Origin of the sequence: Vibrio sp. Vb0304, assembly GCF_033338995.1 — a bacterium.
GTDB classification, from domain to species: Bacteria; Pseudomonadota; Gammaproteobacteria; order Enterobacterales; family Vibrionaceae; genus Vibrio; species Vibrio alginolyticus.
In genome coordinates, this window is sequence record NZ_JAWOTT010000004.1 from 169,878 (window position 1) to 187,365 (window position 17,488).

Genomic DNA, 17,488 nt, shown 5'->3' on the forward strand with positions numbered 1-17,488 from the left:
TGTAATCTTTGACCATCATTTCCTGTAATTCCGAGGAGCCATAGCGACATCAGGAATCTATTCACAACAAGACAGAGGCGTGGAGTGTACGTCAGTGCATGAGCATCGACAGTGCAGGTCGGGCGAAAAGAAACGAGCAAGCTAATTACACAAATAAAAAAACGGAGCCCTAAAAGGACTCCGTTTAAGATGAGAACGCTAGTTATAGCATTACTTCTTAGCAAGTTTCTCTTTGATACGAGCAGACTTACCAGAACGCTCACGTAGGTAGTACAACTTGGCACGACGTACTGCACCACGGCGTTTAACTTCGATGCTATCAACGATTGGAGAGTGTGTTTGGAACGTACGCTCAACACCTTCACCGTTAGAGATCTTACGTACAGTGAAAGCAGAGTGTAGACCACGGTTACGGATTGCGATTACAACGCCTTCGAAAGCCTGTAGACGCTCACGGTCACCTTCTTTTACCTTAACTTGAACTACAACAGTGTCACCTGGTGCAAATTTAGGTAGGTCTGATTTCATTTGCTCTTCTTCAAGAGCTTTGATGATGTTACTCATTTTTTAAATTCCTAGAATAAACTGATACTAAATAAATTAGGTTACTTTGCGTTATGTTCTTTAATGGCTTTATGCTCATTAACAAACTCAGCAAGTAATTGTTCCTGTTCGTCAGTCAGAGCTAGGTTTTCCAGGAGCTCTGGTCTTCTTAGCCAAGTACGGCCCAACGACTGCTTGAGTCGCCATTGACGAATGTCCTTGTGATTGCCTGACATCAGTACAGCTGGTACCTCTTTGTCATCCAATACTTCTGGACGCGTATAGTGAGGGCAATCTAACAAGCCATTTGCAAAAGAGTCTTCTTCTGCTGACGCGAAATCCCCTAGTACACCCGGAACAAACCGAGAGACAGAGTCGATTAACGTCATGGCTGGTATCTCACCACCCGTCATCACAAAATCACCAATCGACCATTCTTCGTCGACTTCAGATTGAATGATGCGCTCATCTACCCCTTCATAACGACCACAAATCAGAAGCAAGTTCTCATTCGTTGCCAGTTCTTCCACTCCTTTCTGGTCGAGCTTGCGACCTTGAGGAGAAAGGTAGATGACTTTCGTCTTGCCCGGTGAGGCTGCTTTCGCGGTATGAATGGCATCGCGCAAAGGCTGAACCATCATTAACATACCAGGGCCACCACCGTAAGGTCGGTCATCGACTGTGCGATGTTTGTCGTGAGTGAAATCTCTAGGATTCCAAGTCTCAATCGACAAAAGACCTTTTTTAACCGCTTGACCTGTTACTCCAAAATCAGTAACAGAACGGAACATTTCTGGAAAAAGGCTAATAACGCCAACCCACATGTTTATCTCGCTCTGTAATTATGGAGATTAGAATCCAGGATCCCAGTCAACTTCGATCCGTTGAGCTTCGCGATCAACATTAATGATCACTTGCTCTTCAAGGAACGGGATTAATCGTTCCTTCTGCCCGAAAGCATCTTTAAGATTTGCTTTAACAACCAGAACATCGTTTGAGCCAGTTTCTAGCATGTCAGTAACGACACCTAGATCGTAACCTTTAGTAGTTACAACTTGCATCCCAAACAATTCGCGCCAGTAGAACTCATCTTCTGACAATTCAGGAAGTACCGCAGGGTCAATAGCAATTTCAAAGTTCGTCATTAGATGCGCGTCTTCACGAACATCCATGCCTTCCAGCTTAGCCACCATACCTTTGTTATGGCGCTTCCAGCTTTCTACTTTGTACTCAACCCACTTACCCTTTTGGTTAATGTACCAAGGGCTGTAATCGAAAATGCTTTCAGCATTGTCTGTGTAGGAAAAAACTTTAAGCCAACCACGAATGCCGTAAGTAGCACCAAACTTGCCTACAACAATCTTTTCGTTGCTCATTGTTTCTTTACCTTTCATCGACATAAACTAGTTTCTACTTTTCAAGTAAAAAATTAAGCCGCTTTTTGAGCGTCTTTAACTAGCTTAGCAACACGGTCAGATACTGACGCGCCTTGACCAACCCAGTGGTTAACGCGGTCTAGGTCTAGACGTAGACCTTCTTCTTGACCTTTAGCAGTTGGGTTGAAGAAACCAACTTTCTCGATGAAACGGCCAGTTGCAGCGTTGCGGCTGTCCGCTACTACGATTTGATAAAATGGACGCTTTTTAGCGCCGTGACGTGCCAAACGAATGGTTACCATGTCGTCCTCTTTGCTTTCTCAAAAATAAAATTAACCCCAAAAACCATTCAAGAAATTAAACAGTTTGGGGTCTCGTGCCAAAATAAAGCTCCGGAATTTTACTCTTCTCCCGGAGCAATGCAAGGAGTTTAGTTACTTTTTCACCAACATAAATTGAATTTAAAGTTTGTGACGTACCTAACACCCTGAATCTATGCGTAATCGATTAATTAACGACCAAATGGGTTGAAGCCACCGCCACCACCCATGCCGCCCATCATGCCTTGCATGTTGCGCATCATGCCTTTCATGCCACCTTTTTGCATCTTTTTCATCATTTTCTGCATTTGGGTGAACTGTTTTAGTAAGCGGTTTACATCTTGAACCTGCACACCAGAACCAGCCGCGATACGCTTCTTGCGCGAGCCCTTGATAATTTCTGGGCGTTGACGTTCTTTCATTGTCATGGAGCTGATGATCGCTTCCATCTGTTTGAACATCTTGTCATCGACTTTATCTTTCACATTGTCTGGTAGCTGGGACATTCCTGGAAGCTTATCCATCATCCCCATCATGCCGCCCATGTTTTGCATCTGGCCTAGCTGTTCACGGAAATCTTCAAGGTCGAAGCCTTTCTTCTCTTTGAACTTCTTCGCTAACTTTTCTGCCTTTTCTTGGTCAACGTTGCGTTGTAGGTCTTCAATCAAAGACAGAACGTCACCCATGCCAAGAATACGTGAAGCAACACGATCTGGGTGGAACGGTTCTAGCGCGTCAGTTTTTTCACCGACACCCAAGAATTTGATTGGTTTGCCCGTGACATGGCGTACTGAAAGTGCCGCACCACCACGAGCATCACCATCAACCTTAGTTAGAACTACACCGGTAAGAGGTAGCGCATCGCCAAAGGCTTTTGCTGTATTTGCTGCGTCTTGACCCGTCATGGCGTCAACAACAAATAGCGTTTCTACTGGGTTGATAGCTGCGTGAAGATCTTTGATCTCCCCCATCATCTCTTCATCAATTGCCAAACGACCTGCGGTATCGACAATAAGTACGTCGTAGAACTTTTTCTTCGCATGGTCAATCGCTGCATTGGCGATATCAATAGGCTTTTGGTCTGGTGATGATGGGAAGAAGTCAACACCGATGTCTGATGCCAGTGTTTCAAGCTGCTTGATTGCCGCAGGACGGTAAACGTCGGCAGACACAACCAAGACTTTCTTCTTGTCACGTTCTTTTAGAAGCTTAGATAACTTACCAACCGATGTGGTTTTACCCGCACCTTGTAGACCAGCCATAAGAAGCACAGCAGGTGGTTGAGCAGCAAGGTTTAGCGCCTCATTCGACTCACCCATTACGGCTTCAAGTTCTGTTTGAACGATCTTGATAAATTCCTGACCTGGAGTCAGAGATTTAGAAACTTCTACGCCCACCGCTTTTTCTTTAACGCGGTTCACAAATTCACGAACGACCGGAAGCGCAACGTCAGCTTCAAGTAGAGCCATTCGGACTTCACGTAGGGTTTCTTTAATGTTGTCTTCGGTCAGACGACCTTTACCACTGATATTTTTCAGCGTTTTGGATAATCGATCCGTTAAATTCTCAAACATCTTTGTCTCTTCGCTAAAATGGCGATTAATTAGTGTGAGTATACATTAGCCAAGGTCTGAGTCATACCCGTACCGCTGTCCTATTCTTGTCTCTATTTATATATGGTGCGGTAACTTATTAATTTCAATATCTCATCTCTCACGATTGATGTCGGATATAACGTAGCCCCAAAGTGTAATGCAAGGTATAATTTCTCCATCGTGCACAATAATATTTAGGATTCATGGATAGCTTAATAGCCATCGCGGCCGCCATACTTTATGTCTTGGCGATTGCGACCATCATACCCGGACTCTCACAACAGTCAGGAATCAAAGCAAAAACAGTGTTTGCTAGTGCTGCCTGTGCGCTTGTTTTTCATGCGTGGATTTTGAGTGATCTGATCTTTGATGGTTCAGGTCAAAACCTGAGTATTCTCAACGTGGCTTCTTTGATCAGTTTTATTATTTCTCTGGTCATGAGCCTTGCTATGTTGAAAAACCGACTGTGGTTTTTATTGCCTGTCGTTTATAGCTTTGCTGCCATCAATTTATCTGCTGCCACATTTTTGCCAAGCACGTTTATAAAGCACCTAGAGAATGACCCTAAGCTACTCATTCATATTTCATTTGCGCTCTTCTCATACGCGACTTTAACTATCGGGGCACTATATGCGCTTCAGTTGGCTTGGCTGGATCACAAACTGAAAGCAAAAAAATCTTTGGCGATTAACCCAAACCTGCCGCCTCTATTAATGGTGGAGCGTCAACTCTTCAAAATTATTTTGATCGGTAACTTATTGTTAACTGCCACGCTCATTACTGGCTTTGTCTTTGTGCAGGATATGTTTGCCCAAGGTAAGGCACATAAGGGCATTCTTTCTTTCATCGCTTGGGTGGTGTACTCAATACTGCTTTGGGGTCACTATCAAAAAGGCTGGCGTGGTAGAAAAGTCACATGGTTCGCTGTTGCAGGAGCAACACTGTTAACTCTGGCATATTTTGGCAGTCGCTTTGTAAAAGAAATCATCTTGAATTAAGGAGCTCTAGGGCTCCTATCCTTTATATTTTAGGCTAGATAAAATACAGTACGCCTTAACTCTTTGACTTAACGGACTTACTCAACCGTTATATAACCCAATACTTACAAGGAACAGCAACGTTTTGGACGACATCTCTACGGGTATCTTGTTTGCGCTACTCGCGTGTCTTATCGTCATATCAGGTTACTTTTCCGGTTCAGAAACAGGGATGATGTCTCTGAATCGTTATCGCTTAAAACACTTAGCCAAAAACGGGCATAAGGGTGCTAAGCGAGTCGAAAGACTATTAGACCGTCCAGATCGTTTGATTGGTCTTATTCTTATCGGCAACAACCTCGTTAATATTCTCGCGTCCGCGATCGCGACCATTATTGGTATGCGTTTGTATGGTGATTTAGGTGTCGCTATCGCAACCGGTGCACTAACTATGGTTGTATTGGTTTTTGCCGAGGTTACCCCTAAAACAATTGCAGCGCTTTACCCTGAACGTGTGTCCTACGCGAGCAGTATATTATTGACCATACTGATGAAGTTACTGTCGCCTTTAGTGATGCTTGTTAACTTTATTACGAATGGCTTTATCCGCTTACTTGGTGTAAGAGCGGATCACTCAGCAGAAGATCATCTTAGCTCCGATGAGCTGCGTACGGTGGTAAATGAAGCTGGCGGTTTGATCCCTCGCCGACACCAAGACATGCTAGTGTCTATTTTAGATCTTGAGCACGTCACCGTGAACGACATTATGGTCCCACGCAATGAAATTACCGGTATTGATATTAACGACGACTGGAAATCCATTGTTCGCCAGCTAACACACTCACCACATGGACGCATAGTTTTCTATCGTGACCAAATTGATGAAGTGGTTGGCATGCTGCGCTTGCGTGAAGCTTATCGTCTGATGTTGGAAAAGAACGAATTCAACAAAGAAACGCTATTACGTGCTGCTGATGAGGTCTATTACATCCCAGAAGGCACACCACTGAACGTGCAAATGTTGAAATTCCAACGCAACAAGCAACGTATCGGTCTGATCGTGGATGAGTACGGTGATATCATCGGTCTAATCACTCTTGAAGATATTCTGGAAGAGATCATTGGTGAGTTCACGACGTCAATTTCTCCAAGCCTCTCTGATGAAATCAGTCCTCAAGGTGACGGAAGCTTTCTTATTGAAGGCAGCACCAATATTCGAGATATTAACAAAGGCCTGAAATGGGATTTACCAACGGATGGCCCAAGAACGTTAAACGGTCTTATTTTGGAGCACCTGGAAGATATTCCAGAGAGCCATTTAAGCGTGAGAGTAGCGGGTCACCCAATGGAACTTGTTGAGATTGAAGAGAACCGAATCAAGCTCGTTCGTGTTTATCCGAAGAAGAAAAAATCGACATCCAAATAACCAAAAGAAAAGCCTGACTCATGTCAGGCTTTTTTACTTATTGGGGCAATATGCTTCTCTTAATGAGCACCTAGTCAATGCGCAACTCTTTTAACATCGACTCAGGCAAAGCAAGTTCATCATTTTTGTTCACCGAAACACCAGCATCCAAAATGTTCTTTGCGATCTGTTGTGCTTCTTTTAAAGAGTGCATTGCTGCCGTGCCGCATTGGTATTCGTTAAGTTCAGGGATCTTATTCTGACTTTCTACCTTCAGCACATCTTCCATTGCTGCAATCCAAGCATCTGCGACTTGCTGCTCTGATGGTGTGCCAATCAGGCTCATGTAAAAACCTGTGCGGCAACCCATAGGCGAAATATCGATGATCTCAACAGAATCATCGTTTAGGTGATTACGCATAAAGCCTGCATAAAGGTGCTCTAGGGTGTGAATACCTTTTTCAGAAAGAATGTCTTTGTTTGGCGCAGTAAAGCGTAAGTCGAAAACAGTAATCGTATCCCCTTTTGGGGTCTGCATGGTTTTCGCCACTCGTACAGCGGGTGCATTCATACGAGTGTGGTCCACGGTAAAACTATCGAGTAAAGGCATTACATCTCTCCTGATTGTAACTCCAGTACCTTTCGGTAATGGATAAATGTCATTCATCCCTACAGCACATGAACTGACTGTGGGCTAAAAGAACCAGCTGCTGTTGTCTTCTAATTCCTGACGACATTGCTTCAGCTGCCAGCCATAAGTTTTCGCTGTTTGTTCAACACGTCGAGCGACTTTGATTAAACTAGGCTTTCGATTATAAGTACCTCGCTTATACCCACCTCGCCCTTCATGATAAGCCAGATACTGGTTATAGGGATCCCATAATGAAATCCCTAGCTGACGCCGTGTTTCATGAGTATACCAACCGACAAACATCATAGAATCATCGAAGTTGGTACGAGAGCCACCCTGACCTGTGGCATCTTGGAAGTCTTCCCAAGCAGGGTCTTGAGCTTGAGCGTAACCATACGCACTGCTGACTCGTCCCCAAGGAATAAACCCTAGCAAATAATCTTTAGGTGGTTTTGCATCGTGCCGAAAGCTGCTTTCTTGTTTAATGATGGCCATAGCGACATGAATAGGGGTCCCCCATTCATCTTCCATATCTTTGGCATCATCGTACCAACCGGATTTCTCTCGGAATATCTCGCATAAGTTATTCTGCTGCTTTGGCGGTGCCGTAGCACAACCTGCAAGTAACACGCTTCCAAGTACCGCTACTACTGACGACTTAATGTTCAACCGCACCAATCCTTAGTTAGTCATTACTGCTTCAGGTAAGCAAAGTAATCTTCCAAAAAATCATCAAAAGAAAGCGTGTCACTCTGCTCTGCTTGCTTTTGTTTTTCCACGGACGACGCTACTTCCGTTTCCATCGTATCTTGTGAGTAGTACTGATAACCGTGAGCTAGGTTTTCATCACGGTACTTCATACCAAGAGTACAACCAACTTTACCTAGCCCACCCAGCTCTTTCGTTAGCTCTAATAGTTGACCAGAGATCGTTAGTTCTGGGTTATCAATCCATGTCTCGAGTTGATTACACACATCTTGGTATGCACTGCCACCAGCGGTCATATCCATTTGCTGTGCTATTTGACGTAACTCGACGAAAACTCGGTGTGCCCAATCTTGTAGAGATAGACGTTCACCTTGACAACCAATTTGCAGCATTAGACCTTTTTCACGGCCAGAAACAATGACTTTATTCCAGTTATCGCGCCAACACTCTAATTCACAGTTATCCATAGGGTCTGAGTCTGACAAGGCCGCCCAGGTAAGGAAGAGATCCAAGAATCGTACTTGATCTTCATTTAAGCCCACTGCGCTGAATGGGTTAACGTCTAGAGAACGAACTTCAATGTATTCGACACCACCGCGTCGTAACGCATCTGAAGGCTTCTCACCACTTTTCGATACACGTTTTGGACGAATCGGAGCGTACAGTTCATTCTCAATTTGTAAGATATTGGAATTAAGCTGGCGGTATTCACCATCCACTTTTACCCCAATTTTCGCAAACTCTTCTGATGGGTGGCGAATCGCATCACTCAAACCATCGAGGTATTGGTCAATGCTGTTAAAACCAATTTTCAGCACACTTTGAGCACTATTGGTATAGCCAAGATCGCTCAAACGCAAAGACGTCGACTTCGGCAAATATAATGTCCCGCCAATCTTCTCGAATGGCAGATCGGTTTCACGACCTTGAATAAAAGAGCCACATAACGCTGGTGATGCACCAAAGAAGTAGGGAATCATCCAGCCAAAGCGGTAGTAATTACGGATCAACGCAAAGTACGCATCAGACTTAGCATCTTGGCGGGCTTGTTCATCTTGCTCGCCATAGAGCGCATCCCAAAATGTTTCAGGAAACGAGAAGTTAAAGTGGACACCTGAAATAATTTGCATCAGGCTGCCATAACGACGCTTTAGGCCTTCTCGGTACAACGTTTTCATTTTCGCTGCATTCGAAGAGCCATACTGGGCTAACTGAATATCATCCTCTGAGCCTACGTAGCAAGGCATTGATAGTGGCCACATTTTCTCTTCACCCATTTTGGTTTGAGTGAAATGATGGATATCTTTCAGCTGTGCCATCAGTTCTGGAATTTCATGTGACACAGGCGTAATGAACTCTAACAATGATTCCGAAAAATCCGTTGTGATCCATTGATTTGTGAACGCAGAGCCTAACCCTTCAGGATGAGGAGTTGTAGCTAGATGTCCATCCTGACGATAGCGCAAAGTTTCTCGCTCAACACCGCGTCCAAACTGCTTAAATACTTCGGGGTTTGATGCAACTTTTTTTAGTCGCGCAGCAAAATCAGTCAAAATGAGGTTCGCTTATATTGGGAGCAGGACACTTGTTACATAACACAAGTGTAAGCTAAGTTATTGATAGTTAATGCATCTAGATAAATAACCCACGAAAAGTTGCTTATCTAGATGAATAGCGGAGAAACGTTTCTCCGCTATTAAATGTGTACTCTATCGAATGATTTCAAGCTCTTCTACGTCTTTCCCCAACTTTTCTAATTGAGGACGCAACGATTTAGCATCACCAACGACGATAATTTGATAGTCATTTGGATCAAACCATTTCTGAGCCAGCGCATTCAACGTCTGCTTATCGACTTTTTCTACGATAGCGTTTCTTTGCTGCAAGTAATCATGATCGAGGTTGTACTTAAGAATATCACTGATGAGCTCCGCTTTTTGTGTTGGTGTTTCATATTTCAGTGCATCTTTTTGACCGACCGCTTGACGCATAAATTTCATCTCTTCATCAGTAATACCTGACTGCGAGTATTCATTTAGCTCATTTTCCATCTCAATGATCGAAGCAACCGTTGCATCCGCTCGTACTTGCGCGGTGAAAACCACCGAGCCTGTTTCTGGATTACCAGAGAAGTAGCCGTAAGCACCGTATGTGTAACCCTTGTCTTCACGTAGATTTTGGTTAATGCGGCTATTGAAGTTCCCAGCTAAGTTGAAGTTTGCCAGTTGGCTTAGGTAAAAATCGCCCGTTGCGTCGTAAGGCATACCTTGACGAACCATCATGACCACACTTTGCGGCGCTCCTGGTTTATCAACAAGATGGATCTTTTGCTCACCTAATGCAGCAATGCTTTGCGGTGCATACAATGGCGCAGCTTCATCTTGCCAGTTTTTCCAGAACGTCAGTTGCTGCTCAATTTCCTGTCTATTGATGTCACCAACAACGACGATTTGCGCACTTTGTGGCGTGTAATGCTTCGAGTAGAATTCACGGACATCATCCAACGTTAATGCACTGACACCTGCTTGCGTGCCGTCTTTTGGTCGAGCAAAAACCGAATCCCCATAGAGCACCTGGCGACTCGCTTGTGACGCCATCCAACTTGGATTTTGGTGCTCATATACCAGGCCTTCTAGCGCTTGCATTTTTACACGCTCGAAATCATCTTGATTAAATGCAGGAGACAGCAACATCTCTTCGACAATTTTTAACGTCGGCTCTAAGTTCTTTTCTAGAGCAGAAACACTGATGTTTGTTGTATAACCTGTGGCATTAACAGAGATAACACTACCCAGTTTATCAAGCTCAGCTTGAATCTCTTCGACACTGCGTTTCGTTGTGCCTTCTTGCAACATCGCAGCGGTCAATTGGGCAAGACCTTCTTTACCCTTTTCAACAAAACGTGTCCCTGCAGGTAAACTAAATTGCATCATCACCGTCGGCGTTTCATCGCTAACTGCACCAAGCAGCTCTGAGCCATTCTTGAAATGTAACTCGTACAGCTCTGGCATCGTCGCTTTCACTGGTTCTCCTACTGGCGGTTGCACTGAGCGATCGAAGTTATCGGTCGCACGACGATACGCCAATTGGTCATCGGAAATCTTCTCATATTCTGGCAGCGTACGCTTTGGTGTCACAAAGGTCGCAGGTTTTACGACAAGGTCTGTTTTTCCTTTTGGGACCACGCTTAGGGTCACTTTGTTCTTACCTTGGATAAAGTCCGTATACGCTTTTTCTACCGAAGTCGGCGTAACTGCACGGATTTGTTCAAGCTGTTGCTCAAGACGATCAGGATCGCCGAAAAATGTCTCGTTGGAAGCCAACTGAGTCACTTTACCTTTAACGCTTTCTAGCGCAAAAATAGCATCCGCTTCCGCTTTACCCTTCAACTGCTCAAGGCGATCTTTTGTCACGCCTTTTTCCGCAAACTGATTCAGTGATTGTAAAAGCTCGTCGTACAGTTTTGATAGGTCGCCTTTGTCTCCAGAATCACCCATTGCGTAAACGTAAAAGTTACACGCCAGTTCAGCACAATCATGGAATGAACCAGCATCGACCGCTTTTTGAGTCTTCACTAGGTCTTGATAGAGCACGCTGTTGGTACCGCCACCCAATACTTCTGATAATGTATCGAGAGACGCTTGGCTTTCTTCGCCATTGTAGGTTGTTGGCCACGCGATCATCACCATAGGTTGTTGAATACGATCTTCTAGAGTGATGTATTTATCTTCTTGCAGTTTTGCAGGTTGTTTCGGCGCATTTTCAACCTCAGGACCACGAGGAATCGAACCGAAGTACTTATTTACCCACTCTAGAGTTTGTTCAACGTCTAAGTCACCACCGATCGTGATAGTCGCATTGTTTGGGCCATACCAACGCAAGAAAAACGCTTTGAGATCGTTCACATCAACACGATCAAGATCTTCAACATAACCAATGGTTTGCCACGAATACGGATGACCTTCAGGATATAGCGCTTCGGACATGCGCTCCCAAATTAAGCCATAAGGACGATTATCGTAACGCTGAGCTCGCTCATTTTTTACAGTAGAACGCTGAATTTCAAATTTGCGTTGAGAAACCGCATCCAACAAAAAGCCCATACGGTCAGACTCTAACCACAGCATTTTCTCGAGCTGGTTAGCAGGGACAGTTTCAAAGTAGTTAGTACGATCGCGGTTTGTTGTACCATTTAACGTGCCGCCAGCCTCTGTGATGATCCTGAAGTGCTCTTGGTCACCAACGTTCTCTGAACCTTGGAACATCATGTGCTCAAAGAAATGCGCAAAACCAGACTTACCCACTTCTTCACGAGCTGAACCAACATGGTAAGTCACATCCACATGGACCAATGGGTCAGAATCTTCAGGAGCTAAGATCACCGTTAAACCATTATCGAGTTTATACTTTTGGTATGGAATCTTAACTTTGCCTTCTTCAGCTTTCGATGACTCAACGAAAGTTACCCCTTTCGGCAGTGATGAAACTGGCGTATTTGATGCACAGCCCGTGATCACCAACAGTGAACACGCGCCAACCCAAAACATCTTCATGTACTTTCCTTAAAATAATCCGAGATAGATGGCCGCAAGTAAGCTATACCTAGCAGCCTTTCCTAAAAATATTAAAATCACGCAAGGCAGAAACTTCATTCTTAGCCACCCTGCGGCTAAACACAGCGGGTCTCCTATTACAGGTAACCAGCTAAAAAATAATCCCCAATAGCCATACTTAGAGAGCCACTTTAATGCGGTATGACCGTGCTTTTCCTCTTGTGCTTTGTTGGGAATCCACAAGCCAAGCCAATAATTTGTTAAGCCACCAAGCGTATTACCGATAGTAGCGACCATAACAATTGAAGAAACGGAGTATTGATTTAATGAGAGAGTGGCAACTAAGCCCGCCTCAGAACCACCAGGCAACAACGTGGCACTGAGAAAACCGGTCATGAAAAGCACCCATAATGCTGAATCTGAAAACCAAAGCGCTAAACTTTCAAAACTCGTGTTAAATGCTTCTAGCATGTCATATCAAGCAACACCTTGCCTCTGGTTCTTCCTGATTCGACCTGCTGGTGAGCACCAATGACATCACTCATAGGATAAACCTGTTGAATTTCAGTCTTCAGTAAGCCAACGCCGACCATGTACAACAAGGTATCTAACTGCGCAGGGTCTGGTTCAACCAACATGCCACTAGCCTCAAAGCCTAGGAGTTTGGCTTTTTCACAAATCAGCTCAGCAGTTATGGTTGGAACGGTGATGACTCTCGCATTGTCTTTCAGGCATTTAAGCGCATCTAACGCAGCATCTCCGCCTACTAAATCAATCAAAACATCAACATCTTCAACACGTTCTGACACTGGTGCAAATTGATAGTTCACTGCATGAGCACCGAGCGTCGCAAGGTAATCTAAATTTCGTTCACTGCAGGTTGTAAAGACTTCCGCTTTCGTCGCGATCGCAATTTGTACCGCGAGGTGTCCAACACCACCGGCTCCAGCGAGGATAAGTACGCGATCATTTTCCGTCACATTAGCCTTACTGAGAGCTTGTGCCGCAGTTTGTCCCGCCAACGGTAATGCAGCAGCTGCTTCTAAAGTGACAGAGCTAGGAACATGACTTAACTCAGTTTCTGGAACACATATGTATTGGCTGTAACCACCGCCTCGAACTGGGAAACCAATAAATCCAGACACCTCATCACCTTCATTAAAACGTGATGCCCCCTCTCCACAAGACATCACTTTTCCTGAGATGTCGTAACCTGGCACCCAAGGTAAATTATTCTTATTCTGCGCTGCTGCCCAACCGAGCCCAGCTCGAATTTTGACATCAATAGGATTTACGCCTGAAAAAGCGACTTTTACTAAGACTTCACCAGGCTGTGGTGATGGTGTAGAAGCATGTTGAATCGCGAGTACGTTGGCATCACCAAACTCAGTGATAACGATCTGTTTGTGTTCCATAAACCATTCCCTGCAAGAAAACAAAAAGGGATGCGAAAGCATCCCTTTGACTATAAACCATTTTGTTAACCTAAGTTAATCGTGATTTTGTAAATTGGTTGATCATTCCATTTTCAATAATGTCTAACCAACAAGTGCTAACAATATACCAGCCGCAACGGCTGAACCCAGCACACCAGCAACGTTTGGTCCCATCGCATGCATTAACAAAAAGTTTTGCGGGTTAGCTTGTAAACCAACTTTGTTTACGACTCGCGCGGCCATTGGTACCGCAGAAACGCCAGCCGCACCAATAAGTGGGTTGATGTCTTCTTTCGAGAACTTGTTAAGCAGTTTCGCCATCAGGACGCCCGCACCAGTACCGATACTAAATGCAACTGCGCCTAACCCCAAGATACCTAACGTTTCTAGGTTCAAGAACTGCTCAGCTTGCAGCTTAGAACCAACACCAAGACCTAAAAAGATAGTCACTATGTTGATCAATTCATTTTGAGCAGTTTTCGATAAACGATCGACCACACCAGCTTCACGCATCAAGTTACCCAAACAGAACATACCAACCAATGGCGTAGCTGAAGGTAAGAACAGAATCGTCATCAGTAATACAGCAAGCGGGAAGATGACTTTCTCCCATTTACCAACATGACGAAGCTGAGCCATCTTGATTTGACGCTCTTCCTTGGTTGTCAGTGCTTTCATGATTGGTGGCTGGATGATCGGCACCAATGCCATATAGCTGTATGCCGCGACTGCAATCGCACCTAGCAGATCTGGAGAGAGCTTACTCGCTAAGAAAATCGCTGTTGGCCCATCAGCACCACCGATGATCGCGATAGACGAAGCATCTGCCATGGAGAACTCCATGCCAGGTACATAGTTGAGCAAAATAGCGCCAAACAGTGTTGCAAAAATACCAAACTGCGCAGCCGCACCTAACCACAACGTTTTTGGGTTTGCGATCAAAGCACCAAAGTCAGTCATCGCGCCCACACCCATGAAGATCAATAGCGGGAACACACCCGATTCAATCCCAATGTAGTAAACGTAGTAGAGCAAGCCACCAGGCTCAGTAAAGCCAGCATTTGGAATATTCGCCAAAATAGCACCGAAACCAATCGGCAATAACAGTAAAGGTTCAAATCCTTTTTTAATTGCCAAAAACAGCAAGGTACAACCAACCAGCATCATACAGATTTGGCCGAACTCGAAGTTAGCGATCCCTGTTTCTGCCCAAAGGGTTAACAATCCGTCCATGATACTCCCTTACGCCAGGCTCAACAGAGGCGCACCTACTGTGACAGCATCGCCTTCTTTAACGTTCAGCTCTTGAACCACACCACCACGCGCCGCTCGTACTTCAGTTTCCATTTTCATCGCTTCAAGGATGAGCAATACATCGCCTTCAGCTACCTCAGCACCAGGTTGAACATTCACTTTGAAGATGTTACCTGCAAGAGGAGCAGGTACCGCTTCTGCTGAAGCATTAGAAGGTGCGCTAGGTGTAGCCGATTTTGCCGGTGCATTAGAAGGAGCAACAGATGTCAGTTCACCTTGAGGGCCAACTTCCACCTCATACACCTGCCCGTCAACACGTACACTATAAGTTTCTACACCACCAGTTGCTGGTTGAGCTACAGGTACAGCAGGCTTCTCAGCTTCTAGCGTTGGTGCAGGCTCAAATGCTTCTGGGTTTTCACGATTCTTAAGGAACTTAAGCCCAACTTGAGGGAAAAGTGCATAAGTGAGTACGTCATCAACACGCTCACTTGCTAGCTTAATGCCTTCTGATTTCGCTTTCTCCATCAGATCAACCGTAAGCGTCTCCATTTCAGGCTCAAGTAAATCGGCAGGACGACAGGTAATTGGCTCTTTACCATCAAGCACTTTCGCTTGCAGTTCTGCATTTAACTCGGCTGGCGCTTGACCGTACTCACCTTTCAATAGGCCAGCGGTTTCCTTGGTAATACTCTTATAGCGCTCGCCAGTAAGAACGTTAATCACCGCTTGCGTACCGACGATCTGTGAAGTTGGAGTCACCAATGGAATGAAACCAAGATCTTCACGTACACGAGGGATCTCTTCTAATACTTCATCAATGCGATCCGCAGCGCCCTGCTCTTTCAACTGGCCTTCCATATTGGTCAACATACCACCAGGCACTTGAGCAATCAGGATGCGTGAATCGACTCCTTTTAACTGGCCTTCCCACTTCGCATACTTCTTACGTACCTCACGGAAATATGCGGCGATAGGTTCCAGTTGCTCGAGTTTCAAATTGGTATCTCGCTCGGTGCCTTCTAGCATAGCGACTACCGTTTCAGTCGGTGTATGACCGTAAGTACAACTCATTGAAGAAATCGCAGTATCGAGAATATCAATACCGGCTTCTACTGCTTTTACCGCTGTTGCTGTAGACAGCCCCGTTGTTGCATGACAATGAAGTGCCAATGGCACATCACAAGACGCTTTGATACGCGTGATAAGCTCTTCCGCTTCATAAGGCTTAAGTAAGCCAGACATATCTTTAATACACAGCGAATGACAACCTAAATCCTCTAGGCGTTTTGCCAAGTCAACCCAAGTGTCTGCGTTATGCACTGGGCTCGTAGTGTAAGACAACGTACCTTGAGCATGCGCACCAACATCAACCGTTGCTTTAACGGCTTTCTGGAAGTTTCGCACGTCATTCATTGCATCAAAAATACGGAATACATCCATGCCGTTAGCATGCGCGCGTTCAACAAACTTCTCTACTACGTCGTCGGCATAATGGCGGTATCCTAAAAGGTTTTGACCACGCAGTAGCATTTGCATTGGTGTATTAGGCATCGCTTTTTTTAGTTCACGTAAACGCTCCCAAGGGTCTTCCCCTAAGAATCGAATACAAGAATCAAATGTTGCACCACCCCAAGTCTCTAGAGACCAGTAACCAACCTTATCCAACTCAGCTGCGATAGGCAGCATATCCTCAATACGCATACGCGTAGCAAATAGTGATTGATGGGCATCACGAAGGACCACATCAGTAATAGCTAGTGGTTTAGACATGCTCTTAAACTCCTTTTTAATCCTAGTTCGGCTACTTCGCGAATGAGGCGCGATGTTTATGAATCGCAGCCGAGATCGCCGCCACTACTTGTGGACTAACAGCTGAAGAGGTTGATTGAATATTAGTGTTTGTTTTTGGTGCTGCGATCGGCTCTGGTACTTCTTCTGGTACCAATTTCGACATTAACCGAACGAGATAAACAAGAATAGTGAGGAAAATAAATACGACCGCCATCCCCGTTAGCATCAGGGTGGCCGCATCTACTAGCAGGCTTCCTATATTAGTCATGTTGCTTCCTTTCTTTGTCATCCTGACAACGTGCAGGACTTTAATAGTGTCAAATCCCGACCCATGGATTATCTCGATTGGTTAAATTTTGTCAATTTTGTTTAAGGAAGGTTTGTAGTAATCCTGATAAATGATTATTTATTCACTACCCAGATCACAGTTCATGACAAAATAATCACTTCAAATCGCTACCACCTTATGAACAGAGTAAAGGAGGACATAAATAAAAACTGCGATTTAGATTTCAAAATCAAATCGGTACTCACGCAGTAAAAACCAACAAAAACAAAAAGATGAATAAAATTAACAATTAATAAACAAATAACAAACAAAGTAACTACATAAGAGTAATTGAAATGAAAAATGGAAGTCAGTGTATAGGAGGGATAATCAGGATGATTTCACACGATGCGACAGAAGCTTGATAGCAAATTGCTTAGATACGCACATATTCGCTTTTAAAAAAGAGGAACATAGGCTCTAGTGATCCTACGCCATATTTCAGATGTCTAGATACAAAAAAGCCTCGCAATTGCGAGGCTGTTTCAATGAGTGGCGCGTCCTGGAGGATTCGAACCTCCGACCGCCTGGTTCGTAGCCAGGTACTCTATCCAGCTGAGCTAAGGAC

At 44.6% G+C, this 17,488-nt stretch carries 16 protein-coding genes; 2 read left to right on the plus strand and 14 right to left on the minus strand.

The window, feature by feature from the left end:
* Positions 1-210: 210 nt before the first annotated feature.
* The 5 genes from rplS to ffh form a co-directional block, all read right to left on the minus strand.
* A complete protein-coding gene (gene rplS / locus R7P35_RS08745; RefSeq protein ID WP_005379971.1) occupies positions 211-564 on the minus strand; it encodes a 50S ribosomal protein L19 in 354 nt (117 codons plus the stop codon).
* A gap of 41 nt (positions 565-605) precedes the next feature.
* Complete coding sequence (trmD, locus tag R7P35_RS08750) at positions 606-1,367, minus strand: tRNA (guanosine(37)-N1)-methyltransferase TrmD (RefSeq protein ID WP_005385420.1); 762 nt, start codon at positions 1,365-1,367, stop codon at positions 606-608.
* Positions 1,368-1,394: 27 nt separating this feature from the next.
* On the minus strand, positions 1,395-1,943 hold the full coding sequence (gene rimM, locus R7P35_RS08755) for a ribosome maturation factor RimM (RefSeq protein WP_005379964.1): 549 nt from the start codon (positions 1,941-1,943) through the stop codon (positions 1,395-1,397).
* Between the two features lie 29 nt (positions 1,944-1,972).
* Positions 1,973-2,221, minus strand: a complete 249-nt coding sequence (gene rpsP, locus R7P35_RS08760; protein ID WP_005379962.1) for a 30S ribosomal protein S16 — start codon at positions 2,219-2,221, stop codon at positions 1,973-1,975.
* A 209-nt stretch (positions 2,222-2,430) separates the two neighbouring features.
* On the minus strand, positions 2,431-3,813 hold the full coding sequence (ffh, locus tag R7P35_RS08765; RefSeq protein WP_005385423.1) for a signal recognition particle protein: 1,383 nt from the start codon (positions 3,811-3,813) through the stop codon (positions 2,431-2,433).
* A 224-nt stretch (positions 3,814-4,037) separates the two neighbouring features.
* On the opposite strand from ffh, the gene R7P35_RS08770 reads away from it, so the two are divergent.
* A complete protein-coding gene (locus R7P35_RS08770) occupies positions 4,038-4,832 on the plus strand; it encodes an inner membrane protein YpjD (protein WP_005379950.1) in 795 nt (264 codons plus the stop codon).
* Between the two features lie 124 nt (positions 4,833-4,956).
* Positions 4,957-6,237 carry an HlyC/CorC family transporter gene (locus R7P35_RS08775; protein WP_005379948.1) on the plus strand — a complete coding sequence of 427 codons (1,281 nt, stop codon included), beginning with the start codon at positions 4,957-4,959 and terminating at the stop codon, positions 6,235-6,237.
* A gap of 70 nt (positions 6,238-6,307) precedes the next feature.
* On the opposite strand, the gene luxS is transcribed toward R7P35_RS08775, so the two are convergent.
* The 9 genes from luxS to R7P35_RS08820 all read right to left on the minus strand — a co-directional run bounded on the left by luxS (position 6,308) and on the right by R7P35_RS08820 (position 16,860).
* Entirely contained in the window at positions 6,308-6,826 is a 519-nt protein-coding gene (gene luxS, locus R7P35_RS08780) for an S-ribosylhomocysteine lyase (RefSeq protein WP_005379945.1), read from the minus strand.
* Between the two features lie 84 nt (positions 6,827-6,910).
* The gene (locus R7P35_RS08785; protein ID WP_005379943.1) at positions 6,911-7,516 is read right to left on the minus strand and encodes a hypothetical protein; all 606 of its coding nucleotides are present in this window, start codon (positions 7,514-7,516) and stop codon (positions 6,911-6,913) included.
* Between the two features lie 23 nt (positions 7,517-7,539).
* Entirely contained in the window at positions 7,540-9,108 is a 1,569-nt protein-coding gene (gene gshA / locus R7P35_RS08790) for a glutamate--cysteine ligase (protein WP_025768181.1), read from the minus strand.
* A 156-nt stretch (positions 9,109-9,264) separates the two neighbouring features.
* Positions 9,265-12,108: a M16 family metallopeptidase gene (locus tag R7P35_RS08795; RefSeq protein ID WP_042521322.1), complete on the minus strand. Its 2,844-nt coding sequence runs from the start codon at positions 12,106-12,108 to the stop codon at positions 9,265-9,267.
* 9 nt (positions 12,109-12,117) lie between these two features.
* A complete protein-coding gene (locus R7P35_RS08800) occupies positions 12,118-12,579 on the minus strand; it encodes a YqaA family protein (protein ID WP_005379938.1) in 462 nt (153 codons plus the stop codon).
* Entirely contained in the window at positions 12,573-13,523 is a 951-nt protein-coding gene (locus R7P35_RS08805) for an NADP-dependent oxidoreductase (protein ID WP_213904894.1), read from the minus strand. The genes R7P35_RS08800 and R7P35_RS08805 overlap by 7 nt, the downstream gene beginning before the upstream one ends.
* Before the next feature lie 123 nt (positions 13,524-13,646).
* Positions 13,647-14,777: a sodium ion-translocating decarboxylase subunit beta gene (locus R7P35_RS08810; protein WP_005379935.1), complete on the minus strand. Its 1,131-nt coding sequence runs from the start codon at positions 14,775-14,777 to the stop codon at positions 13,647-13,649.
* A gap of 9 nt (positions 14,778-14,786) precedes the next feature.
* Positions 14,787-16,571, minus strand: a complete 1,785-nt coding sequence (oadA, locus tag R7P35_RS08815) for a sodium-extruding oxaloacetate decarboxylase subunit alpha (RefSeq protein ID WP_017820387.1) — start codon at positions 16,569-16,571, stop codon at positions 14,787-14,789.
* A gap of 31 nt (positions 16,572-16,602) precedes the next feature.
* The gene (locus R7P35_RS08820; protein ID WP_005379932.1) at positions 16,603-16,860 is read right to left on the minus strand and encodes an oxaloacetate decarboxylase subunit gamma; all 258 of its coding nucleotides are present in this window, start codon (positions 16,858-16,860) and stop codon (positions 16,603-16,605) included.
* Positions 16,861-17,488: the final 628 nt, after the last annotated feature.

Bases quoted from the DNA above. Each gene is read 5' to 3' on its own strand.
- rpsP (WP_005379962.1), bottom strand. From the start codon at position 2,221: ATGGTAACCATTCGTTTGGCACGTCACGGCGCTAAAAAGCGTCCATTT.
- R7P35_RS08810 (WP_005379935.1), bottom strand. From the start codon at position 14,777: ATGGACGGATTGTTAACCCTTTGGGCAGAAACAGGGATCGCTAACTTC.
- rimM (WP_005379964.1), bottom strand. From the start codon at position 1,943: ATGTCGATGAAAGGTAAAGAAACAATGAGCAACGAAAAGATTGTTGTA.
- R7P35_RS08820 (WP_005379932.1), bottom strand. From the start codon at position 16,860: ATGACTAATATAGGAAGCCTGCTAGTAGATGCGGCCACCCTGATGCTA.
- trmD (WP_005385420.1), bottom strand. From the start codon at position 1,367: ATGTGGGTTGGCGTTATTAGCCTTTTTCCAGAAATGTTCCGTTCTGTT.
- R7P35_RS08805 (WP_213904894.1), bottom strand. From the start codon at position 13,523: ATGGAACACAAACAGATCGTTATCACTGAGTTTGGTGATGCCAACGTA.
- rplS (WP_005379971.1), bottom strand. From the start codon at position 564: ATGAGTAACATCATCAAAGCTCTTGAAGAAGAGCAAATGAAATCAGAC.
- R7P35_RS08770 (WP_005379950.1), top strand. From the start codon at position 4,038: ATGGATAGCTTAATAGCCATCGCGGCCGCCATACTTTATGTCTTGGCG.
- R7P35_RS08800 (WP_005379938.1), bottom strand. From the start codon at position 12,579: ATGCTAGAAGCATTTAACACGAGTTTTGAAAGTTTAGCGCTTTGGTTT.
- R7P35_RS08795 (WP_042521322.1), bottom strand. From the start codon at position 12,108: ATGAAGATGTTTTGGGTTGGCGCGTGTTCACTGTTGGTGATCACGGGC.
- ffh (WP_005385423.1), bottom strand. From the start codon at position 3,813: ATGTTTGAGAATTTAACGGATCGATTATCCAAAACGCTGAAAAATATC.
- oadA (WP_017820387.1), bottom strand. From the start codon at position 16,571: ATGTCTAAACCACTAGCTATTACTGATGTGGTCCTTCGTGATGCCCAT.
- luxS (WP_005379945.1), bottom strand. From the start codon at position 6,826: ATGCCTTTACTCGATAGTTTTACCGTGGACCACACTCGTATGAATGCA.